We start from the raw sequence: 23,026 nt of genomic DNA, 5'->3' as shown, positions 1-23,026 counted from the left end.
GCGCGCGCTTCGCTCCGCGAAGACGACGCGCCGGCGCTACGCGCCGGATGGGAGCCGCGCTCCGCGCGGCTGGAATTCCGGAACTCCGTTCCGGAATAGGCCAACTCCGTTGGCCTAGCTCGAATTCGCTCCGCGATTTCGAGCAGTGCAATCCGCTCCGCGTATTGCACCGGCTAGCTGCCAGTAAGTCTGGCGGGAGATCCTCTGATGCTCCGTCAGCTACCAGATGGCGCGCCTGGCGGAGCGTCAAGAAACGCCACCTTGCGCATGGCGATTCCCATCTTGTGCATTCAGGGGTCTAGTGAGATACTTTTCTTTGTCAGGGGATAAGCGCCCTGGCAAGCCAAGAAGATCATCTCAGCAGAGAGGAGAGTCACCAATGGCTCCCACGTTCGAGCACCTGTTCACCACCCCTGCCGTCGAGGTCGTCCCGGAGGCGTCCGCGCAGTACAGGGACAAGCCCGAGGGCTCGGAGGACCAGGGCTACCGCGACGAGAGCTGACGTCGCGTCGGCACTGAAACGGCGTGCCCCCGGGATTCGTCCCGGGGGCACGCCCCCCTTCGGGCGAAAGGTAAATGGTGCTCAAGTTTTCTCTTTCTCTCCGGGATTTATCCGGTGAATGGTCCCATGATGGAATTCGGTGGTCCAGTGGGCAAAGCTGGATCGAGCCCTTCGCTCATTCGCAGGTCGAATCGCTTGCGGTGACTGACGGAACGTCGTGGGCTCTGACGGTGCGGGAGCGCTGCTCCGCCACTGCGGACGGTTCCGCGTCGGCCGTGGTGTTGGACGGTGACGTGTCGTCGGTGCTGGAGGAGTGGCGTTCCTGGCCTCTAGGCGCGGTGGTGCTGCATGTGCGGCACGGTCGGCTCACTCTCAGCGCGGGGGCGTGCGGCGGCGTCGCGCCGGTCCATCTGGTCTCTTCTGGGAGTCGGTTGCATGGCTCGTGGGATATGCGGGACCTTCGGCGGCATGTGAGCGGTGACAGGCTGGTCGGCCGTGAGGTCGCCCGGATGCTCACCGGGCATGCCCGGTACGGGCACGAGACCCTGTTCGAGGGTGTTCGGCTTCTGACGGTGGGGTCGGTGGCCGCGTTCTCGCCCATCGGGCTCGTGCTGCGCTATCCGGCACCGGTGGGCCGGGATCAGCCTCGGGAACTGGCGGCCGCAGCCGACCCCGTCACGGCGTTTGAGGAGCTGCTGGCGTGGGTGCTGAAGCAGCGTCCGGTGTCCGCGCGGCGTGCGGCGCTTCAGTTGTCGGGCGGTCAGGACAGCGCGACCGTGGGCCTGTCGTTGGGGGCTGTGTTCCCTGATGCGGTCCGGTCCTGTGCGATGGAGCTGCCCGGTGCTGCCGGTGCTCAGCAGATGGCGCGGCGGGCCGTGCTGGCTGAGGCGTGCCGGTTGGCTGGGGATGTGACGGTGGGGGCGCTCGACTTCCTCCCGGTGCATCCTGCGGGTGTGCGGCGGGTGGGTTGGTGCTCGCCGTATGACGAGCCGTACGCAGAGCTGTTGGAGGGGCTGTTGGCCCGGTTGACCGCTCGGGGCGTGGAGACGGTGTTCACGGGCTTTGGCGGGGATGAGCTGATGGCCGTGGGCGGTGGCTCGGAGACGGTGCGGGCGCGGCCGTGGCTGGGTCCGGTGGTGCGCGAGCTGGAGACTGAGCGGGATGCGGGGATCGCCCCGCCGACGCTGGTTCCGGCGACGGCGTTGCTGGCGCTGCGGACGGTGAGTGCGCCGATGCTGCGGGCGGGGGTGTGGCCGGTTGCTCCGCTCGCCGATCCTCACGTGGTGCGGTTCGCGCGGTGGCTTCCGCACGAGTGGCGGGCGGACAAGCGGCTCATGCGGGAGCGGCTGGTGCGGCGCGGGCTGCCGGGTCACGTCGTGCGCCCGGCGCTGCGGGAGAACTTCCGTGAGGTGATGGCGGCGGCGTTGCATCGCCACGCCCCGGCGCTGCTGCGGGAGATGGCTGCGGGTTCGCCGTTGGTCGAGGGCGGGTTCCTGGATCGGGATGCGCTGTTGGCCGTGGCGGACGAGTGCGAGCGTGGGGTGAGGGAGGCGGCGGAGCACTGCGCGGTGTACGCACCGATCTCCATGCATCTCGCGCTGCGGTCGGCGGCCTGATGGTTGCGGTGCCTGCCAGGGGTGGCCCCGGAGGGGCCGACCCTGGCAGGCACCAGGGGTGTCGCCGCGTGAGCGGCGGGCCGATGGCGGGCGCGGAGCGCACGGCGAGGCTGGGTGCGCGGCGCGGAGCGCCGCAGCTTCTGGCCGCCGCGTAGCGGCGGCGCGCCACGCCTGCGGAGCAGGCCGCGCGCAAAGAGAAGAAGGGCGCGCGCCACGGTGGGGAAGCCGCGTACGGGTGTGGAGGGTGCGGGTGTGTCGGGCCGCCAGGCCCGACTCTGCCGTGCCCGCCGCTGCGCCCTTCTGCGCCCCTGTGGGTCGGGAGCTTTGGGTGATGAACGAGACGTCAGGATGAGGAGCGATGACTGAATTTTCTGCGCGGGTTGGCGGTGGCGTCGAGAGTGCGGCGGGGCCGGTGATGCGGCTGCGCTCGGACCCCTACGCCGAGGCGTCGGCACGGATGACGACGTGGGCGATGGCCGTGCAGGCGCCGCGCACGGTTGGCGCTGCGCTGCGCCTGGGCTGGCGCACCGACCGGCGTGCGGTGGTGCTGTGGCTGGTCAGTCAGACCCTTGCCGCTGCGGCATCAGCAGCCGTGCTGGCGGCCACGGGGTGGATGCTGCAGATGCTTCTTCCCGACGGCCAGGCGCCCGCTGTGGAGAGCGGAGTGCTGCGCGCGGCGGTGCCGGCCGTTGTGGTGCTGTCGGTGGTGGTCGCCGTTCGGTACGCGCTCAACAGTGCGGCGCAGTTGGCGGCTGCCCGGTTGGCGCCGAAGGTGGCGCGAGAGGCCGATCTGCAGGTGCTCGAGGCAGCGACTGCGGTGGAGTTGCTGGCGTATGAGGATCCCGGCTTCGAGGATGCGTTGGAGGCGGCCGACAAGGGGGCTGATGCGACGCGGGAGCTGGTGATGGCCGCGCAGGCGCTGGTTGCGGCGGTGGCGACGCTGGCCGGGGCCGGCGTGTATCTGGCGGTGCTGCACCCGGGGCTGCTGCCGCTGCTGGCGCTGGCGTTCGGCCCGCGGGGCTGGGGTGCGGTGCGCGCTGCCCGGGTGGAGCATGCGGCGGCGCACCGGATGCTGTCGGACAGTCGGCTGCGCAGTGTGTGGCGCTCCTACACGGCTGATCGTTCCAGTGCGGGAGAGGTACGGGCTGCGACGATGGCTCCCTTTTTGCTGGGCCGTTATCGGGCGGTGTCGCTGCGACTGGAGGCCGAGGACCTGGCTGCGGTGCGGCAGGCGATGCGGGTGCGCTGGCTCGGTGACGGCGGGGCTGCGCTCGGGCTGGGGCTGACGTGGGCGGTGCTGTTGTGGCTGGCCGTGGACGGGGTGCTGCCGGCGGCGGCCGCAGGAGCGGCGGTAGTGGGGGTGCGGGCCTGCGCCGGCGCACTGGATGCCTGGGTGCGTGCGGGGGCTCAGTTGTTCCGGACCGCTCTGTACCTCGAGGACTGGACCGGGTTCGTGCGGCGTGCCCGGGCGCTGCGGGCGGTGCGCGGGCCGGCCCGCGTTGCGGACAGCGGTCCGGGGAAGATCCGGCTGGCGGGTGTGGGGTTCACCTATCCCGGGACGGCTGTGCCGGCGCTTGAGGGTGTGGACCTGGTCCTGCGCCGGGGCGAGGTGGTTGCCCTCGTCGGGGAGAACGGCTCGGGCAAGACCACGCTGTCGAAGCTGATCTGCGGTCTGTACCTGGCCGGTGAGGGGACGGTGTGCTGGGACGGAGTGGACCTGGCCGAAGCGGACCCGGCGCGGGTGTGGCGGCAGGTGGGGGTGGTGCCCCAGCACTTCACGCGGTGGCCGATGTCCCTGTGCGACAACATCACGCTCGGCGAGCAGGAACGCCTCGCCGTCAGCCAGGACACCGGTGTGGATCCGGCGGTGGTGGCGGCCGCCGAGGCTGCCGGAGCGGCAGAGCTCGCCCACAAGCTGCCCGACGGATGGCAGACCCTGTTGGCCCGCTCCTGGTGGGGTGGCCACGACCTGTCCGGCGGGCAGTGGCAGCGCATCGCCATCGCCCGCGCCTTCTACCGCGACCCGAACGTCCTGGTCCTGGACGAGCCGACCTCGGCGCTGGATGCCCGGGGCGAGCACCGGGTGTTCCAGCAGCTGCGCCGGCTGGCGGCGGGGCGGACCACCGTGTTCGTCACGCACCGGCTGGCCAACGTACGCCTCGCCGACCGGATCGTCGTTCTGCACGGCGGGCGGATCGTGGAGGAGGGCGACTTCGACACCCTGATCACCGCCGGAGGCCTGTTCGCCGAGCTGTACAAACTGCAGCAGGATGACCCTGTCACGCCCCTCAAGGAGTAAGGACTGTCCCGTGATCCGCGCCGGCCGTGCCCACCTGGTCGTCACCCTCGCCGACCTCGCCGCGGCAGCAGGCAAATCCCTCAAGACCTTCGGCAACCAGAAACTGCACAAGGTGCCCGGCCATCCCGAGCCGATCAACTCACCCAAAGCACGGGTGCTGCTGTGGGACCGTGAACAGATCGACGCCTTCCGTTCCGGTGCGCCGGTGCCTGAGCTGCCTGCCGAGGACAGCGACGACGACCTGCTGGACCGCAACGAAGCCGCCGACCTGGCCGGCGTGGAACCGCGGACGTGGGACCGGTATGCCAACCTGCCGGGCATGCGCCCGCGGCCCGAAGCGGTGGAGGTCGCGGGAGTCGAACACTGGCGGCGCGGCGACATCCTCGAGTGGCTCGCCACCCGCCCCGGCCCGGGCTCCTCCCCCGGCCGGCCCGTCGGCCGCCGTGACACGTTCCCCCAGGCCGACCTCCTGCCGCAGACCATGCAGCTGCTCGAGCAGGAACCGGCCATCACCGCGGCCGCCATCGCCGGCCAGCTCGGCATCAACGCCAACACCGCCCAACGCGCCCTCAACCGAGCCCGCACCACCGCCGTACGAAGACTCCTCGAGGAGCAGCCCGGACTCACAGCCGAGGACGTCCACGACCAGCTCGGCTACCCGCTGTGGGCCGCACAACGCGCCCTCAAAGCAGCCACCGACACCGACGACGGAGACTGACCGGGAAACCCCCCGGGCCGAGGCGGGCGGTCAGACAGTCCGGTGGCCGGCCCCGAGGCTCCGGGGATGGCGGGTAAGCAGCCCGCCAGAACCAGCCACCGGCAGGTATGCCCGGCCGCCAAGGGTGATCATCAAACCCAGACCGGACACCCGACGACTACCGTAATACGACACCACAACCAACAGTTCGGCGGACGGGCGGACGGGGGTCAAACCCTTCCCCGCGTGGCCGGACAAGCCAGCAGAACGAAGCCACCCCGGCTGCGCGCGGGTCCGGAATACGCGAGGGCCCCCTCCCGGTGTGTGGCGGGTTCTACTGATCCCCGCAACACCCTGAATCCAGGGAGTTGCGGGGATCGTGGATTTTGAAGGCTTGAAGGCAAGGTTCTTCGAGGCGCTTGCCCGCGCACCACCCCAAGGGGTGTTCCTCTCCGATGGGCGGGAGTGCAAGCTCCTCACCGGGATCGACGACTGCTCTCGGTTCAGCGTCATCGCCACGGTGCAGCCGACCGGGCGGGCCGTGTGTCAGGCGTTCATCGAGGCGATGCGCCGCTACGGGGTCCCCTCGGAGATGCAGACGGACAACGGCAAGCAGTTCACCGGCCGCTACTCCAAGCCCCTTCCCACCGAGGTCATGTTCGAGCGCGTATGCCGCGAGAACGGCGTCAACCCGCGGCTGACCAAACCGAGGTCACCGACCACGACCGGGAAGATCGAACGGTTCCACAAGACCCTGCGCCGCGAGATGCTCGACCATTCCCGGCCCTTCGCCGACCCGGTCGCGGCCCAGACCGCGATCAACGCCTGGGTCCATCAGTCGCTGGAGATAGCCACACCGGCCCAGGTTTGGCGCCCGCACACCCTCCCCTCCGAAGCACCGGAGAGCACGCAAGTGATGGCAGCCGAGCCAAGGCAGTCCGAACCGATGGGACTGCCAGTGCTCCCGCCGCCAAGGTCGTCAGAGGACAACCTCCCGCTCCAGGCCGTGGCGTTCGGGGCCGTGATCAGCCCCGGCCGGCACGTGATGCTGCCGCAGGCACGGAGCCTGAAGTTCAAGCCCGACCCTGGTCGGCGGGGCTGTCACCGCTTCCGCGTCCTCGACGGCGAGGCCGAGACCTCCACCCACCCGCTCAAAAGCGGCCCCGTCACTCGCCACATCGCCGATCCCCGCTGACCGTCAACCACCATCTGGGACCGCCAAGCATCACGGGGGACACCGTCAAGCAAGTCCCAGGACCGAGCTGTCAAGCATCTCCCCGGACCGCACATCTGGGGAGAACGAACTGGCCGTTGACACACGTCCTGCTTGAGCAGGACACCGCCCGACCTATCAGAGATCCCGACCTTCAGATAGAGAAGTCGGCACGGAGGAGCGCTTTCCTACTGGCACTGAGCTGCGATAACGGTTGGTGCGGCGAAAAGGGTGGGCAACTAGTGAGGCACCCAGCAGCGCAACCAGCCGAGCAACTCGTCAGGAAACAGGTGAGGCAACCTGTGAGGCAACCGCCGTTGGCTCGCGCTACGGGGGCGGGGTAGGCGGAGGGGATCGTCCGAACCGAGCTATAGGAGATCGCGAAGCCGCTGATACCTCTCTCCCAGGTGCGGCCGCAGGGTGACGGTGAATAGGACACACCTGACGAGACGCTGTCCGCCGTGATCGGCTACGTGTTGGGGGTCCGGCTGCACATGGCGGGCCTGCCACCGTACCTCGGCACCTCGAAGCCCACCGAGCACCTCGGGTTCCTGATCTGGGTCAAGGCTGGCGTGTGAAGCTGCCCGTTCAAGGGATCCTTCATCGCTTCGACGACGCCAGCCAGCCTGCTCGATCTCTCCTGGTGAACCTCGACTCTGCCCATATAAGGCGAAGGATGAGGTCCCGATACTCGCCGACCATCGGGGCCTCATCAGCGCCAGCACATGGCCGGTGGTCGGTGAAGGACATCTCGAGCCGGTCCGGATCATTGTCCGACGAGCAGGACGTGGACGGTGCGATGGCTGACCCAGACGGTGACCGTCCGGCCGACCTCCAGGCTCTGCCCTTGAGGCAGGGTCACATGCCGGCCGGGGCTGATCACCGCCTCGAGACGAACTGGGCGGAGGCAGCGCCGGAAGCCGCACGGGTTGGTCGGACGGTGCCAGTGCCAGCTCAGCCGGGATCTGTCCAGTACGCAGTAAACGATGGTTCTGGAGTTGTCAGGGGCTCAGCGGCGGGCGGCCGTCGAAGGTGATGTCGAAGGCGTTGAGGGCGGCGGTTCACGGGGGGGACTGGGGTGGACAACGGCGAACGAACTTAGACGGGTGGTGACCCAGATGGTGGCCCACCAGGCGGGACGAGTGACCCAGGAGAGGAATCGGGGTCGGGCTGCCGTTTGGGCAACCGTTTGACCTGTGGGTTTTCCGTTCTGGGTCACCTTCTGGGTCATGGGCGCTGAGGAGATTCGACGACACGTGATCGAGAAAGTGGGGCCGTGTCGTGGACATCCGTGTCTTCAAGGGACTGAACGCCGAGTGGGCGCTGGTGTGCGCTGAGCCGGGTGCGGGCACGCGAGTCCGCGGCTGGCTGGAGGAGGCCCGTGTCCTGTCCCCCGGGGAAGGGCCCGCGGAACTGGAGGAGCTGCTCGCTTGGATCCGAGCGCGGGATCGGCAGTCGGGCCGTGAGCACAGCGACCGGTGGATGGGCGCTCTGCTGGCTGTGGCGGCCGGTGAGGGCGCGGGGGCGCGGCTGGCGGCGCGGGTGGTCGTGCAGGCGATGGTGGACGGGGCGGTGCGGACGACGGTCTCGCTGCTGCGGCCGGGCCGGGATTTCGATGAGGTGGGACAGGTCGTGGTGGCGGCCCTGTACGGGGTGGTGCGCGCCTATCCGCTGCACCGGACCCGGCGGGTCGCGGCCAACCTGCTGCTGGAGACGCTGCACCGTGCGAGCCGGGAGCTGCGGGACGACGATCCGCGGGTGCTGGAGTGGAACGCGGAGCTGGCGGCGCTGCCGAGTTCGGAGGACGTCGCGGAGGCCGTGTGTGCGGTGGCGTTGGCCGAGCAGGCCGTGGCCGATGGGCTGGTGGAGGGGGCGCCGGAGTGGGAGCCGGCGTGGGCGGAGCTGGCCGGGTTGCTGCTGTGGGGGGTGCAGGAGGAGCTGCTGACTGCGGCGCGGGCGCGGCAGATTGCGGATGAGGTGCGGGCGGAGTCGCGGGAGCAGGTGGGGGTTTCGGCGGCGGCTCGGCGGCAGCGGCGCAGCAGGACCGTCGCGCGGTTGCGTCCGGTCGCGCGGCAGTGGGTGCGGGCGGCGTGAAGTTCTTCGGATTTCTCGGGATGGGGCTGTCACGTTCGGGCTGCTGTGGGTCCTTGCGGGGGTGGACCGGCGGAGCGGCCGTCGGCAGGTGGGGATGTGAGGTGTCCGCTGTGGTGGAGCAGCCGTCGGACGAAGCGGTGCTTCTACGTGCTCGTCGCCAGCTCGGTGAGTTGGCCGTGTTGCTGGAGGTGGCGCCGTTCTCCGTGGAGACGGAGGAGGCGATGCGGGCGTATCTGTGTGAGGAGGCGCTGTCGGCCCGGGAGGCGTTTGTTCGCTGGTCGGACCTTCCGGCGCAGACCCGTCGGGCGCGGGCCGCCGTGCTACGCGAGGTGCTGTCGTGAGACGGCGGCGCACGGGGCGCGATACCGAGCCGCGGGTGGCTTCTGCGCGCGGGCGCCGCTCTGTTGAGGCGGAGGGGCTGCCGGCGGAGGCCGGTGGATGGGCTCTGGGGTCGCTGGGGGCTGCGGGGAACGCGGTGACGGTGCTGCGGCGGTCGGCGTGGGTGCTGCTGGTGGCCGGGCCGGTGCTTGGGGGGTGGGCTCTGCTGGCGGGTCCGCAGGTCGTGCGTGCTGAGGCTGTGCCGGATCGGCCTGCGGCTGTGGCGGTGGATTCGTCTGGGCCGGGTGGGTTCGCTGAGCTGTTTGTGACGGCGTACCTGGAGGCCGCGGAGGGCGAGACGCTCGCGGCGTTTCTTCCAGGGGCGAAGTCGGCGGCTCCCGCTGACGCAGGCCAGGTGGTAGAGCGGGTCGCGGCGGTGCGGGTGCGTGCGCTTTCCGACGGCTACTGGGCCGTGACGGTCGCCGCCCGTGTTCGCCCAGTCAAGACGCCGGAGGCCAAGGCGACGGCGACGGAGCCAGGTGCGGCGGAACGGGGGTCGGGGCTCCGGTACTTCCGGGTGCCGCTGTGGTCTGGGCCTGCGGGCGAGCTCGTGGCGGTGTCTCTTCCGGCGGAGGTGGGTGCGCCGCCGGCCGGGCCGACGCCTGTGTTGGCGTACGGACAGGGCGGCGTGCCGAGTAAGGCCGATCCGGGGGTTCGGACGCTCGAGGGGTTCTTCTCCTCTTACCTGGCGGGTGGGGGCGAGGTGGACCGGTACATGCCTCCGGGCAGCACGCTGTCGCCGATTGTGCCGACGCCGTACGCGACGGCGCGTCTGGAGTGGGTCGCGGAGTACGGGACAAACGCGCCGGGCGCGGCATTCCCGGAGGGTGCGCAGATTCCGGACGGGACCCGCCGCCGGCTGCTGGTGGATGTGACGGCGGCCGACCTCGCCGGGGTCAAGCGGTCTTTGACGTATGCGGTCGCGCTGAAGGCGCGCGATGGGCGGTGGGAGGTGGAGGCCGTCGAGGCGGCCCCGCTCCTGGCTGCCGGTTCTGGTGCGACGGACAAGAGGAGCAAGTGATGCAGGACATGCTGGTGCTCGCGGATGCGATCTCCGACACCAACGCGCTGGGGGTGCGGTTGGAGGCCTTGCTGACCGGCACGGTGATGTCGGTGATGGTGGCAGTCTCGATGATCGTTACGTGGAACAAGACGAAGTCGCTGCTGGCTGCGGGTGGGGCGCTGCTGGGCGGTGTGGCGCTGTGGTACGCGGTGATGAACGCGACTCAGTTCCGCGACAGCGTCGGGGAGACCATCAAGCCGGGCGGAGGCGCTCCCGAGGTGACCGAGGGGCGCGGGCCAGCCGTCGTGCGGGTGGTCGAGCCGTCGGGCGGGCCGTGGCCTGGCGGTGAGGTGCTGTGAGCACACCTGCGGTGGCCGAGGAAGAGGTGCTGGTCGGCCGGTGCTACACGAAGGCTCGGCGGCATCCTCTGATGATCGGGAAGTGGCCGGGGGGCCAGAAGGCGATCTGGGGCGGGCCGTACACGGTGCCGCAGGTGATCGTGATCGCGGTCGTCTTCGGCGTGCTGATGCTGACGCGCGGGGTGTGGGCGCGTTTCGGGCTGCTGAACTTCGTGATCGCGGTCGGGTTGCCCTACGTGCTGTCGCTGGTGGTGCGTCATGTGCACATCGACGGGCGTAATCCGCTGCTCGTTGCGCTGAGCGCGGGCGGGGCGGCGGTGGCGCCGGCGTCGGGGCGTCTGGGAGGCCGACCGGTGAAGCCGGTGGGCCGGCGTCGGCAGCTGGTGGGGGTGTGCAGCGTGACGTGGGCGCAGGAGGTGTCCGGTCCCGGCCGGGCCGCTACGGAAGCGGCTTGTTCTGGTGTGGGTGCTGCTTCTGCGGCGGCGGGGCGGTCGGCGGCTGCGGTGGGGGCGGTGCGTCCGGCCGCGGCGGCTGCGGCGCTGTTGGCGCTGCGTCAGGAGCGGTTGCGGGCGCAGGGCGTAGATGACGAGCGGGGGATGTGAGCGGTGAGGATGCCGATCCGGCACATAGCCGGGAACGTGGTGTGGACGACGCAGGGGACGGTCTGGGCTGTCTTCCGAGTGCAGGGTGCTGATGCGGCGCATACATCGCGGCGTGCCAAGCAGCAGCGGCTGGGGCACCTGGAGGCGCTGGTCAAGCAGCTGCGGGGGGAGTCGATGCTGCTGAGCCTGTGCCCGGCGGTCGACCCGGAGGCCGTGGTGGCCCGGATGTGCGCGGACATCGATCTCGGTGCGTCGCTGCGGTACGCCGCGAGCGTGGAGATGCTGCGCGGTCAGCTGGAACAGTTGGAGCTGACGGGGCGGTCGGACTGGCTTGCGCTTCCGTTGCCGCTGGCGCGGAAGGAAGCGGCGCGCGAGGTGTTCACGGCCGCGCGCGCGGAGGTCGCCCTGGCGCTCGGGCTGCTGCCTCGGCCGGTGTCTGCGCGGGAGGAGGAGCTGCGTCTGGGCCAGGCGGATCGTCTGGCATCCACGTGGCCGTCCGGGATCGGGGTGCGGGCGGCGTCGACGGCGGAAGTGCTGTGGATCTACGGGCACAGCGCACGGCGCGGTCTGGTTGAGCCGGTTCTTCCCGGCGCGGGCGGAAAGCGGGAGATGCGGGGGCGGGGCCGGGGGGCGGCCGCGCTCGGCCAGGTGGTTCTGGCCGAGGGTGGGCTGCTTGGCGAGGGCCAGGACGCCGGGGCGCAGGGCGGCGGCCGGGGGCGAGGGAATCCGTTCGCGCGGCGGTGGGTGGAGGTGACGACGGAGTGGGGGTCGTCGTACCAGGCGATGCTGGCGCTGGCGGAGATGCCGGAGAGCTTCACGTTTCCGGGCTCGGAGTACCTGGGGCAGTTGGACGAGTTCGCGTTCCCGGTGGATTGGGTGGTGCGGCTGCAGGTGGAGAGCGGGGCCGTGGCGGAGGCGAAGTCCCGGCGGCAGGCGCGGGAGTTGGCCAACCAGTACCAGGAGTACGACGGGGAGACGGCGGGGGTGCCGGCCAGCGTCGACAAGGCGGCGGCCGGGCTGGACGAGTTCCGCGAGCGGCTGACGTCGTCCAAGACGGAGGTCGAGGTGCGGGCGATGTCCGCGCTGTGCGTGTGGGGCGGGACGCCCGAGGAGGCGGAGCGGCGGGCGGGCGAGCTGGCCGGGCACTTCGCCGGCGGCGAGTACACCTTCGTCCGGCCGCGTGGAGAGCAGGAGACGCTCTGGTACGGGATGCTGCCGGGTGCGCGGACGCCGTCGGTGATGGCTCAGTACTCGCAGTACCTTCTGGCCCGGGACTTCGCGATGGCCGCGCCGTTCACCGGCAGCGCGTTGGGGGACGAGACGGGCCCTTTGTATGGGCTGCAGTTGGCCAACGGCGGGGTACGGCCGGTGCTGTGCGACTGGTCGCGCGGCCCGCGGGAGAACGTGTCGGCTGCGGCGGCGTGGGTCGGCGAGTTGGGCAGCGGCAAGAGCGTCGGGATGAAGTCGGCAATGTTCTCGGTGCTCGCGGCCGGGCGTCGGCGGGGGGTGCGGCGGGGCCGGGCCGTGGTGGTGGACCGGACCGAGCAGCAGGAGTGGGTGCGGTTCGCCGAGGCCTGCCCCGGCGAGACGGAGATCATCACGATCGACGGCCGGGCGCAGATCTCCCTAGATCCGCTGCGTATCTTCACCGAGCCGTCGGAGGCGCAGCGGTTTACCGAGTCGTTCCTGACCCTGCTGCTGGGGCTGTCGCCGATGAGCGACGAGGGCATCGCCCTGTCGGAGGCGATCGAGGCGGTGCTGAAGGAGCCGCACCCGTCGATGCGGGTGCTGGTGGAGGAGTTGACCAACCGGGGCGCGGGTGGGGACTCGTTCGCGGCGCTGGCCGCGCGTCGGCTTGCGGCGGCCCGCCGCAAGGACCTCGCCCGTGCTGTGTTCGACGAGGCGCTGCCGGTGGTGCGGAACTCGACTGCGGACAGCGTCGTGTTCGCCGTCGCCTCGCTGGCGCTGCCGACGAAGAGCGAGTTGGAGGCCGGGCGGCTGGAGAAGCTGCAGTTCGAGAAGACCTTCGGCCGGGCGGTGATGTACCTGATCGCTGCGCTGTGCCGGAAGATCGTCTACGCGCAGCCGGACGAGTTCGCGGTCGTGGTGTGGGATGAGTGCTGGTGGCTGACGTCCTCGCCGGAAGGCCTGGACCTGGCGATCGAGTTGGTCAAGGACGGCCGCAAGCACAACGCCGGGGCGTGGTTCGGCGGGCACGACGAGGACGACATCGGCCCCGCCTCGAGTGAGAAGGGGCAGATTCTGCGCGGTCTGATTCCGCGCAAGTGCCTCTTCCGGCACACGAGCCGGAACCTCGCCGCCCGCGGCCTGGCGTTCCTGGGCTGCAGTGACCAGGACGAGGACCTCTTGCTGCTGGTGACCACCGGCCTGTCGCCGAATCGGCCGGACATGAGCGACGAGGAGCGGGCCGCCCGGGCCGGCGAATGCCTGCACCGGGACCTGACCGGCCGGATCGGGGCCTTGCAGATCATCATCCCCGCCGATCCGGACATCGCCGCCGCCATCCACTCCCAGCCCGTTCGGCAGGCTGCCTGATGGCCCGGCAGCGCCTCGCGCGCGGCGCATCGTGCTCTCTGGTCTGGGCGGGGAATCGTGCTGTCGCCGTGCGGTGGGCGCGGCCGGGCCGGGCGGTGCTGGTCGCGTTGGTGCTGCTGATGCTCGCCAGCCTCTCGTCGCTCATGCTGGCCGCGGCCGCGACGGCCGCGCCGGAGCCGTCGCCGTCGCCGACGGTGCCGATTTGGCCGCCGGTGGATCCGAACAACCCGCTCGCCCCCGTGCCGGTCCTCACCCCGCCGCCGGACGGCACCACGTTGGAGGAGATCGGCCGGGAGGCCGAGCGGAAGGCGGCTGAGGAGAAGAAGGAGAAGAAGCGTCGGGCTCAGGAGGCGTGGGCCAAGGAGGTGGAGGACTACCTCAAGAACGAGGGCGCGCGGGGCGGGGTGCTCTCCGCGTTCGAGGTCACGGACCGGAACAACATCCCGGTGTCCGCCTACCGGGTGTATGCGGACACGGGTGATTGGAACGACTGGGACCTGAAGATCGAGCACTTCCTTGTCGAGATGATGTTCCTCGGCAACAAGTGGCTGGTCTCCTTCGCCTGCTTCCTGTTCTCGTGGGCGCTGTCGTTCTCCCTGGCGGGCCTGCTTCTCAAGCCCGCGCTGACTGTCTCGACATCGCTGTACGGCGGGGTGATCGTGCAGTTGGGGCTGCCCGCCCTGTTCCTGACGTTCTCGGTCGTGGTGGCCTCCTGGCACCTGCTGTTCGGGAATCGGGCCCGCGGCTGGGGGGAGATGGCGGCGGCGATGGTCATCTCGGCGCTCGCGATCGGCGCGCTCGCCTCGCCGCCGCAGATGCTGCTGTCCAAGGACCACGGCGCGGTCGCCGCCGTACGCAATCTCGCGGTGGAGACCGCGGCGCTCGTCCTGGACAAGGAGGCCATCGACGCTGGCGGCCCCGCGAGGAAGACCACGACGGGCGCCTGGGAGAAGCCCGGGCAGGGAGCGACGATCGGGCAGCGGGTGCGCGATTCGGCCGGGTCGATCTCCCGGCCCATCACCGACGCTCTGGTCGACGCGTTCGTCGCGCGCCCGGCGATGATGCTCTCCTACGGTCGGACGTTCTCCGACCCTGCCAGCGGCAGCGGCCCCAAGTGCGGCACGCTGTTTCGCCAGTCCCGCATCTCTCAGGCCGTCTTCGACAAGAAGATCGACGAGATCCTGGCGTCCGACGAGAAGCTGCTCTCCGACATCCCGCTCATCGGCGGCACCCTCAGCGACATCGTGGACGGCATCTCCCAGCCCTCCGATGCGATCATCCGCGAGAAGCTCGCCTCCAAGGGGCCGCTGAAAGAGTTCGAGGACGTCTGTGTCAAAGACGGTGGGGCGTCGGCGAAGAAGGCCAGCATGGAGAAGGTCGGTGGCGCGTTCTTCATGGTCATCGCCGCTTTCCTGGTCTGCATCTTCATGATCACGCTGACGTTCGTATTCCTCTCCGCCCAACTGCAGATCGCTATCGAGGCGATGATCGCGAAGGTCGGGCTCGCTTTCGGTGTCCTGCCCGGGCCCGGGCGCGGCTGGCTCTGGGACCGGGTGACCGCGATCGCCCGCTCCTTGGCACTCATGCTCGTCTCGATCATGTCGATCGCGGTGTTCGTCGTCGTCGTCAACGCCGTCCTCAACGCCTCCGACGCCGACATCCCCGGCGGCATCACCATCCGCTTCGTCGTCCTGGACTGCGTCGTCGTCGGCGCCTTCGTCTACCGGAAGCGGCTGACCGTCGCCACGCGCGGTATGGCCACCCGGGCGCGGGCCCGGATCGGCAACACCGTGGTGGGCGGCACCATGGCTCCGCCCGAGCTCGGGCGCCCCAAGCACGGCGGCATCGCGCGAAAGCTGGTGAAGGGCGGCCTGCTTGTCGGTGCGGTGGCCGCGACTGGTGGCACCGGTGCGGCCGTCGGCCTCGGCCAGGTCGGCGCGGCCCGTACGGTCAGCGGTCTCGGCGGGATGGCTATTCGCGGTACCGGCCGGGCCGTCGCTGGGACAGCCCGGCTCGCCGGCCGTACTGCGGCTGCGGGCGCCCGGGGCGCAGCGAAGACGACGCTGTTCGGTCTCCAGGCGACCATCGGGCTGCCGGTGTACGGGCCGCGTGCGGCCCGTCGGGTCGGCGCCGCAGCCGCCGCGCTGCCGGGCCGGATCAGGGCGGCCAGTACGACGGCGGTTCACGGAATGCAGCAGTCGATCCAGGCGGTGCACCAGAGCGCTGTGGCGCCGATGGCGAACTTCGGCGGCGAGTACGTCCACAACATGCGCTCGCTCGGACGGATCGTGACCGGCCGGGGCGGACTCGGCGTCTACAGGGCGCCGAACCGGCCCGGGCCCTTCCCGCCGCCTGCGCCCCCGCGACGCGTTCCGCCGCCTCCTGCCCGTCCGCAGCAGCCGCCCGTTCCTCCTGCCGCACCTACGGCGGCGGCACGGCGGCGGCAGGCACCGCCGCGGATCGCACAGCCAGCGGCAGGACCGGCGCATGCCCGGCTCCGGCAGCAGCTGCACCGGATCCAGGCCCAGCGGCCTGCGGTCGCTGTTCCTCCGCAGCAGCCGGCAACCGCGCCTCAGCCCGCCCAGGCCCAGCCGGTCCAGGCCCCGTCGCCGCAGGCGGCGCCAGCACCACCTGCGGCCGCGCAGCCCCCGGCTCCGGCTTCTCCGCGGCCGCGGCGGGCACCCCGCCCCGCACCCCCGCTCAACTCGGCGCCGCGTCCCCGCCGGGGGCGGCCGTGAAGGGATCGACGAAGTCGGTCCTGGCGGTGGGGGTGCTCCTGTCTCCGATGGCGCTCGTCCTCGGGCTGGCGGTCCTCTTCGTCGCGGCCGTGGCCAGCGGGGCCTCCGGCCGCGACGAGGAGTCCACGAGCCCGCTCCAGGGGCCGCCGGGCTCGGCACCGTCCAGCGTCCCCGGGATCGGACCGGTGGTCCTTGATGCCTACATCCGGGCCGCGTCCGCCATGGGCGCCCTGCGCCCGAAGTGCAGGGGGATGCGCTGGTCGGTCATCGCCGGGATCGGCAGGGTCGAGTCCAACCACGCCGCCGGGCGCAGCGTCGCGGCGAACGGCGCGGTGACGCCCCGGATCTACGGGGTGCGGCTCAACGGGTCCGGCGCCGGGGGGAAAGCGAGCGTGCACAGCGACACCGACAATGGCGTCCTGGACGGCGACACGGTCTACGACCGGGCGGTGGGGCCGATGCAGTTCATCCCCTCCACCTGGAGGGGTCCGTCCGGGCAGGACGGCAACGGAGACGGGATCAAAGACCCGCACAACATGTTCGACGCCGCGCAGGCGACCGCTGTCTACCTCTGCGGCACCGGCAGCAGCAACCTCGCCGACGACGCGCAGCTGCGCAAGGCGGTGCTGCGGTACAACCAGTCCGGGGCGTACGCAGACGAAGTCATCGGGCACGTGCACGCCTACAACAAGCTCGGCACCTCCGGCGGGAAGGTGCCGGGCGGGAAGGCGTTCCACGACGGGGCGGCCGGCTGGCCCGCTTCCGTTGAGAACCCCCGCTCGACGGCCGCGGCCATCGCCTGGGCGCGGCAGGAGGCCGCCAGCGGGGGACGGAACTGGTACCGGGCCTGTCTCGCGTTCGTGGCCCGCACCTACGGCTGGTCGTACTCCGGTGTGCAGTACGCCATCGACCACTACCGGCAGATGCCCGCCTCGATGCGACACGACCGCGACCGCACGCCGCCTCCCGGAGCGCTGATGTACTGGGACACCGGCCAGCGGGCCGGACACGTCGCGCTCTACCTCGGCGGCGGGAAGATCGCGTCCAACGACATCCGCCGCAAGGGCTACATCGACGTCGTCGACGCCTCGGACATCGAGACGGTGTGGGGAGCCACCTATCTGGGCTGGGCTCCGCCCTACTTCCCGAAGGGCGGATGACAGGTGCCTGGGGGCTGGTGCGAGCGCGGCGGGTTCCTGGCCGCCCGCGCGTGGTGCTCTGCGAGATCCCGTAGCGCAGGCGGCTGAAGATTTTTCGCGCAGACCTGTCACGTTCCGGCGCCCGGAAGTCCTTGCGGAGGTGAAGGGGCGGCGCAGGGCCGCCTCGGGCTTCGGGGAGGACGCATGGCAGGGGAAGGGCAGTGCCTGGCCGGACGGCAGAGCGCTGCGTCCGGCGCTTCGGCCGTGCCGGCGGCGGCGGCGGCGGCGGCGGGTGCATGATGGCGGAAGCCTTGACCGGCGCGGCCGTATCCGCCGTCACCGCGGTGATGGAGAGCGTCGCGCCGCATCTGTGGTGGCTCGGCCTGCTCGCTTCTGCGGCCGCGGTGCTGGGGGCGGCGGGATGGGTGCGGTGGCATCTCCGGGGTCGGGCCGCGCTGAGGTGCCGGACCGCCGTCGACCTCGTTCCCGCGCGGGACTTCGATCCGTCAGCGGCGGAGATCGAGCGCCATGCGGCGCGTCTGGCGCGGGTCCCGGCGGAGGCCGGGTGGCTGCCGCGCCGCGCGGCCGGGGTCCGGATCCGGCACTGGAGCGTCGACGGAAACCTGGCGACCAGGCTGGAGGGGCCGACGCGGTCCGCAGATCTGCTGCGGCTGCCGTCGTTCCCGCTGGTGGAGGTGCTGGAGACGGACCGCGGCGCGAGCGGCGAGGCACAGCCGATCCGGTTCGCCGTCATCGATCCGCTTGCGAAGAGCGGCGGGGGTGAGAACCGGTGAGGCACGTGCTCGAGAAGGAACCTGCCGCCCGCCCGGCGGCGAACCGGCAGAGCAAGGAGTGGGGGATGCACGGGCCCTCGCCGGAGAACCAGGGCAGGTACGTGGCACGGGCCGAGCTCGTGCTCGCGCGTCCGGATCACCGGCGGCTGGCCGTCGCCAGCCTCACCCCCGACCCCCTGCAGATGATGGCGGCGGCGTGCGCGCACATCGACAGCGGCCGGGGAGAGCGGGCGGATCTGATCGTGGACCTGGTCCCGGTCTCGGTCAGAAAGGTGGCCCGGTGGAGGCGCCAACTGATGAGACGTGCGGCCCGGCGCGGCCCCTCGGCGTACGGGGAGCAGTTCGCCCCCGGCAGCAACGAAGGCCGCGCCGGGTCGGTCTTCGGGCAGGTGCTGGCCGGGCTGAGCGGCGGGCTCAAGTCCCCCGCATCGCGGGAGGCCTCTCCTCAGCGGGCGCGGCAGGCGGATCTGGCGGACGGCGTGGGCAAGTTCCTGCCGGACGCGGACGCGCAGGTCTTCGCGGTGCAGGTCCTCGTCCGGGTGGAGGCCTGCCAGCTGGCGCGTGCCCGGACGCTGCTGCACCAAGTGATGGCCGTGATGGACGCCTGGAGGGGGGAGAACTGGTGGCGGCCGGTGGGGCCACGACGTACGGCGTGGAGCCCGTACAGCAACGTGTGGTGGCGCCGGAGGTCGTTCGACCGGCGGTATCGAACCGGCGAGTTCCTTCCGTCGAAACGGCAGTGGGTGACCGCGGAGGAAGTCGCGGCGCTGCTGAAGCCGGCGTCGACGCACTGCGAGGCGGTGAACGTGGTCCGCACCGGCGGGGTGGTGCCGCCCGCGCCCGCCGGGCTTCCGGAGTGGACCGGCCAGCCGGGCGTCGTGCCGCTCGGGCGGGTCCGGGGTGCTGACGGGCGGGTGCGGCTGGCTGCGGTCCCCCAGGCTGACGTGCTCTTCGGGGCATCGTTCGGGAAGTCAGGCTTCGGCAAGAGCGAGCTCGCCCTGCTCCAGGCCGTCGCCCTGGCGTATGGGGGGACGGGCGCGTGGTTCCTCGATCCGCACGGTGCGGCGATGAGGAAGGCCATGCCCTACCTGGCGCATCCGGCTCTGCGCGAGCGGGTGTGGCTGATCGACCTGAGCGTGAAGGATCCCTCCGCGCGGGTCGGGTCGTGGAATCCGCTGTCGATGGAGGGCCGCGCCCCGGCCGAGGCCCAGGACGTGATCGGCGCGGTCGTGGGCGGTTTGGCCGCCGCACAGGGCTGGGGCGACGGGGCACCGCGTGCCCACGCGATCCTGTCGCACGCCGTGCAGGTGCTGGTCCACCTGGCGCTGGAGATGTGCCGGCGTGGACGCCCGGATCTCCAGCCGACGCTTTTCTCCATCACCCGTCTGCTCACCGACGAGGAATGGCGTGAAGAGGTCCTGCAGTACCTTCCCGTCCGCATGGGGCGCTTCTGGCACAAGACGTTCCCCCGCTACGAAGGCCACGCGGTCCCGGTCGTGACGCAGACGATGCAGCGGCTGGAGACGTCGGACTCGCTCAGGGCGTTCCTGGGCCAGCCGCAGTCGGCCTACGACGTGCGGCACGCCATGGACACCTCGAAGATCGTGCTCCTGCGCTGCTCGGGAACGGGTGCGTCGGACCAGGTCATCACCTCCTTGCTGCTGTTCGACCTGTTCAGGGCCGGCTGCTCGCGCGAAGGCGTCGACCAGGACCTGCTGGCTCCGATGTTCGCGTTCTGCGACGAGCTGACCGCCATCGACGGGGCCTCGCGCGGCTACGTCGCCGCGATCCTGGAGCAGCTGCGCAAATACGAGCTCCGGCTGATGGGGATGACCCAGATGGCAATGCGGCTGAGCGCTGAGACACGGATGGCGCTCATGCAGAACCAGTCGCTGCTGTCGGCGGCGGCGGCCGACAGCGACGAAGCCGCCTTCGTCACCAAGCGGATGGAGCCGGTCGCCCCCCAGACGCTGGTGTCGCTTCCGAAGTGGAACTACGTGATGTCCACGATGCTCCGCGGCGAGCGCACCACCCCGTTCCGGGTCGCCGGCGTGCCGCTGCACGAAGTCTTCGCCGACTACCACCACCCCGAGCTGCTGCCTGCCCTGGAGAAGGCGGTGGACAGCAACCTGCGGCGGCGGACGGTCCGAGAGATCCTGCGCGACCTCGACGGCGACGACGCCGGAGGGCTTCCCGGCCTGGACAACCGGATCCTCACCGAACTCGCCGTCCTGCGCCCCGCCCGCACGGCACCGGCGCAGACGCACCACACCACCATCCCGGGCCTGACCAGCGGAAGCGAGATCGGCTGATGACCACCCCCGTCCTTTCCCCCGCCCCCGGGCTGCCGCGGCTCGGGCAGCAGCTGCTGCCCGTGCTCTACCAGCACCGCCTGGTCGCCACCGGCCAGCTCCACCGGATGCTGACCCCTCACACCCGACGGCCCGTCTACCTGCGGCGCGTCCTTCAGGAACTGCGCGGCCTGGGCCTGGTGGAGTGCACCGTCCGGCGCGCGGGCAAGCTCGGCGGCCCGGAGCTGCTCTGGTTCGTCACCCCGCGCGGCGCGGAGATCGTCGAGGCCAGCCGCGAGGTCACCGCCCGGGCCTACCGCATCAGCCCCGAGACGGCCGCCTCCCAGTTGCAGGAGCACACCCTGGCCGTCGTCGAGTCCGGGCTCGCGTTCACCACCTGGGCCCGGACGTACAGGGACGAGTGCGGGCCGCTGGACTGGGAACCGGAACTCGTGCACCGCGTCCGCGACGGGGAGAACCGTGTCGGGGACGACGCCCTCCTCATCCCCGACGCCGTCCTGCGCTACACCCGCGTCACGCCCAACGGACGCCGGCTGCTCACTTACTTCCTGGAGATCGACCGGGCCACCATGCAGGTCGGACGCCTCGGCCGGAAGCTCACCTCCTACGCCCGCTACGCCACCTACGTTCCCGCACCACCACCCGGCCACCGCGCCACCGCCCGAGCCGCCGGCCGCGAGGCGTGGCGCGACCGCTACCCGGCCGTCCCCCGGCTTCTGATCGTCCTGACCGGCGCCAGCGAGACGGTCCTGCGGCGCCGGACGGAGGACTTGCGGGCCCTGGCCGACGCCGACGCCCGCGTCAGGCTCACCCCCCAGCTCGCCGTCGGGATCACCACCCTCGAACAGCTCGTGTCCCACGGCCCGTTCGCCCCCGTTGTCACTCCCCTGCTCGGCGACCCCACCCCTACAGACGTCCTGCTCGCCCCGCAGGCCGCCTGATGACCCCTCACACCCTGCGGGGAACGCACCCGGCGGCCGGCGCGGAGCCCCTTCGCGCCACCGACCTGACAGATTCTGGCCTTTCCCCGGAACTAAATTGGCCGATTCCGTCGCAAGAAGGAAACTTCAACAACCTTTATCCGAAGCGCGGTTGGCGTGATCTTGCGTAGTCTTGACCTTCGCGCAATGGAAGTGGCCCCGCGGTACGCGGCGGGCCCCTGGGGGACTACAAGCGCAGGTGGCGCCGGGTGACCGCATATGCATCGGGAGACATCGTGATGGCCTATACGCACATGCGACGCGTGCGCGTCGGTACTATTCCGCTCCGCCGACAAGGCGCTCTTGCGGTCCTCCTCGCCGCCCTCGCCACGGTCAGCGCCTGCACGACCAGCGAGCCGGCGTCGCAGAAGCCGACGACGCTCCCCTCCACGTCGTCCCCGGCCTTGCCCACCGCCACCAACGAGACACCAGAGGATGCTGCGAAGAAGGAGGCCATCGCGGCGTACCAGGCGTACTGGGCGGAACTTCCCAAGGCCTACGCGGTGCCGGCGGTCGAGGGCACGGACTTGAAGCGCTATGCCGCTGCCGAGGCTCTCAACAAGGCCGAGGAGACGGTGGCCAACCTGAAGTCGAACGGCCGGCTCATGACTGGCAAGCCGGTTCTCAGCAACCCCACCGTGACCGGCGCGGAGCTGGGGAAGAAGACCCCCAACGCCTCGGTCTCCGCCTGCCTGGACGTCTCCGAGTGGAAGATCACCGACAAGAAGACCGGAAAGCCTGCCCCGGTGGCCTCCACCGCGGTGAGCAAGTACGTGATCACCGGCCTGCTGGAGCGCTGGGACGGTTCGTGGAAGGTCCTCAAGTACGAGCTGCACGCGGACCAGCCGTGCTAGCCCGCCGGTACGTCGCGCTCGTCCTGCCCCTCGTCCTGTCGGCGGTTCTTCCCGCCACGGCTGCAGCGGAAGGAACGAAGCCACCCTGCGAGACCGACTTCGTCTGTCCGATCGTGGAGACGCCCGGAGATCCCGGCGGCACCGGGCCCGGCGGTGGAGGCGGCAGCGGAGGTAACGGTGGTGGAGGCGGTGGCGGTGGCGGTGGCGACACAGAGAGCCGCTACAGCTGCACCTACGAGCTCGCGGACCCCCAGCCTCCGGACGACAGCGCCCTGTGGGGTGCCGACGGCCGCAAGCCGGGCGTCTCCATGTACATCGAGGACTGCCTCGACCGCGAGACAGGCATCCACGACGTCAAGAACATCTTCGCCGAAGCTCCGCCTGGTGGCGGCGGCGCGCCCGTGATCGACCCTGCGGTCGTCGCCCGGCAGGCGGTGGACAAGATGCTGCTGCGCGGGCCGCAGATCGGCATCACGCCGAAGCCCGGCGGCAAGGGCGTCGTCGGCCTGCCCGTTTACATGTGGACCGCGACCGGGCCCGAGACCTACGGTCCCAACGTCGCATCGGCTTCCATCGGGCCGGTCAGCGTCACGGCCACCGCACGCGTCAGCAAGATCGTGTGGAATATGGGCGACGGCACGACCGTGACCTGCACGACCCCCGGTACCCCCTACAAGGCGGAGTACGGCAAGAGGCCTTCGCCGGACTGCGGCCACCGCTACACGGCCCCGTCCTCGACCACGCCGACGGGCAAGTACCACGTGACCGCGACCTCGACATGGTCGATCGACTGGGAGGTCACCGGCGGAGCCCAGGCCGGCCAGATAACCGAGGTCCGGGAGAGCGCAACGGACATCACCGTCGTCGAGGTCCAGGTCCTCAACTAGCCC

17 protein-coding genes and 1 pseudogene are annotated in these 23,026 nt (G+C 70.9%); all 18 read left to right on the top strand.

Translation table 11 applies throughout. The features are described from left to right. The first annotated feature begins 379 nt into the window (after positions 1 to 379). The 18 genes and pseudogenes from ABZZ79_RS29305 to ABZZ79_RS29220 all read left to right on the top strand — a co-directional run bounded on the left by ABZZ79_RS29305 (position 380) and on the right by ABZZ79_RS29220 (position 23,023). Complete coding sequence (locus ABZZ79_RS29305) at positions 380 to 502, top strand: hypothetical protein (RefSeq protein WP_356693736.1); 123 nt, start codon at positions 380 to 382, stop codon at positions 500 to 502. Between the two features lie 74 nt (positions 503 to 576). Next, the gene (locus tag ABZZ79_RS29300) at positions 577 to 2,118 is read left to right on the top strand and encodes an asparagine synthase-related protein (protein ID WP_356693734.1); all 1,542 of its coding nucleotides are present in this window, start codon (positions 577 to 579) and stop codon (positions 2,116 to 2,118) included. A 358-nt stretch (positions 2,119 to 2,476) separates the two neighbouring features. Continuing rightward, complete coding sequence (locus ABZZ79_RS29295; protein ID WP_356693732.1) at positions 2,477 to 4,417, top strand: ATP-binding cassette domain-containing protein; 1,941 nt, start codon at positions 2,477 to 2,479, stop codon at positions 4,415 to 4,417. Positions 4,418 to 4,427: 10 nt separating this feature from the next. Beyond that, a complete protein-coding gene (locus ABZZ79_RS29290) occupies positions 4,428 to 5,135 on the top strand; it encodes a hypothetical protein (RefSeq protein ID WP_356693730.1) in 708 nt (235 codons plus the stop codon). 418 nt (positions 5,136 to 5,553) lie between these two features. Further along, a pseudogene (locus ABZZ79_RS29285) lies at positions 5,554 to 5,946 on the top strand (DDE-type integrase/transposase/recombinase); the annotation flags it as partial. Between the two features lie 1,662 nt (positions 5,947 to 7,608). Next, complete coding sequence (locus ABZZ79_RS29280; RefSeq protein WP_356693728.1) at positions 7,609 to 8,421, top strand: hypothetical protein; 813 nt, start codon at positions 7,609 to 7,611, stop codon at positions 8,419 to 8,421. 110 nt (positions 8,422 to 8,531) lie between these two features. Continuing rightward, positions 8,532 to 8,762 (top strand): hypothetical protein, encoded by a 231-nt coding sequence (locus ABZZ79_RS29275; RefSeq protein ID WP_356693726.1) that lies wholly within the window; start codon positions 8,532 to 8,534, stop codon positions 8,760 to 8,762. A 134-nt stretch (positions 8,763 to 8,896) separates the two neighbouring features. Then, positions 8,897 to 9,820 carry a conjugal transfer protein gene (locus ABZZ79_RS29270; protein ID WP_356693724.1) on the top strand — a complete coding sequence of 308 codons (924 nt, stop codon included), beginning with the start codon at positions 8,897 to 8,899 and terminating at the stop codon, positions 9,818 to 9,820. Continuing rightward, complete coding sequence (locus tag ABZZ79_RS29265; protein ID WP_356693722.1) at positions 9,820 to 10,161, top strand: hypothetical protein; 342 nt, start codon at positions 9,820 to 9,822, stop codon at positions 10,159 to 10,161. The genes ABZZ79_RS29270 and ABZZ79_RS29265 overlap by 1 nt, the downstream gene beginning before the upstream one ends. Next, positions 10,158 to 10,763: a hypothetical protein gene (locus ABZZ79_RS29260; protein WP_356693720.1), complete on the top strand. Its 606-nt coding sequence runs from the start codon at positions 10,158 to 10,160 to the stop codon at positions 10,761 to 10,763. The genes ABZZ79_RS29265 and ABZZ79_RS29260 overlap by 4 nt, the downstream gene beginning before the upstream one ends. 9 nt (positions 10,764 to 10,772) lie before the next feature. Next, the gene (locus tag ABZZ79_RS29255; protein ID WP_356693748.1) at positions 10,773 to 13,319 is read left to right on the top strand and encodes an ATP-binding protein; all 2,547 of its coding nucleotides are present in this window, start codon (positions 10,773 to 10,775) and stop codon (positions 13,317 to 13,319) included. A gap of 68 nt (positions 13,320 to 13,387) precedes the next feature. Then, positions 13,388 to 16,057, top strand: a complete 2,670-nt coding sequence (locus ABZZ79_RS29250; RefSeq protein WP_356693718.1) for a hypothetical protein — start codon at positions 13,388 to 13,390, stop codon at positions 16,055 to 16,057. Beyond that, entirely contained in the window at positions 16,054 to 17,217 is a 1,164-nt protein-coding gene (locus ABZZ79_RS29245; RefSeq protein WP_356693716.1) for a hypothetical protein, read from the top strand. The genes ABZZ79_RS29250 and ABZZ79_RS29245 overlap by 4 nt, the downstream gene beginning before the upstream one ends. 275 nt (positions 17,218 to 17,492) lie before the next feature. Continuing rightward, positions 17,493 to 17,990, top strand: coding sequence for a hypothetical protein (locus ABZZ79_RS29240; protein WP_356693714.1), 498 nt, complete (start codon positions 17,493 to 17,495; stop codon positions 17,988 to 17,990). Further along, entirely contained in the window at positions 17,987 to 20,302 is a 2,316-nt protein-coding gene (locus ABZZ79_RS29235) for a hypothetical protein (RefSeq protein ID WP_356693712.1), read from the top strand. The genes ABZZ79_RS29240 and ABZZ79_RS29235 overlap by 4 nt, the downstream gene beginning before the upstream one ends. Next, a complete protein-coding gene (locus tag ABZZ79_RS29230) occupies positions 20,302 to 21,243 on the top strand; it encodes a replication-relaxation family protein (RefSeq protein ID WP_356693710.1) in 942 nt (313 codons plus the stop codon). The genes ABZZ79_RS29235 and ABZZ79_RS29230 overlap by 1 nt, the downstream gene beginning before the upstream one ends. 248 nt (positions 21,244 to 21,491) lie before the next feature. Continuing rightward, entirely contained in the window at positions 21,492 to 22,136 is a 645-nt protein-coding gene (locus ABZZ79_RS29225; protein ID WP_356693708.1) for a hypothetical protein, read from the top strand. A 113-nt stretch (positions 22,137 to 22,249) separates the two neighbouring features. Beyond that, positions 22,250 to 23,023, top strand: coding sequence for an ATP/GTP-binding protein (locus ABZZ79_RS29220; RefSeq protein ID WP_356693706.1), 774 nt, complete (start codon positions 22,250 to 22,252; stop codon positions 23,021 to 23,023). The last annotated feature ends 3 nt before the right edge of the window (positions 23,024 to 23,026 follow it).

This window comes from Streptomyces sp. NPDC006458 (assembly GCF_040612135.1).
In the GTDB taxonomy this organism is placed as follows: domain Bacteria; phylum Actinomycetota; class Actinomycetes; order Streptomycetales; family Streptomycetaceae; genus Streptomyces.
This window is presented reverse-complemented; position numbering and strand designations above follow the sequence as displayed.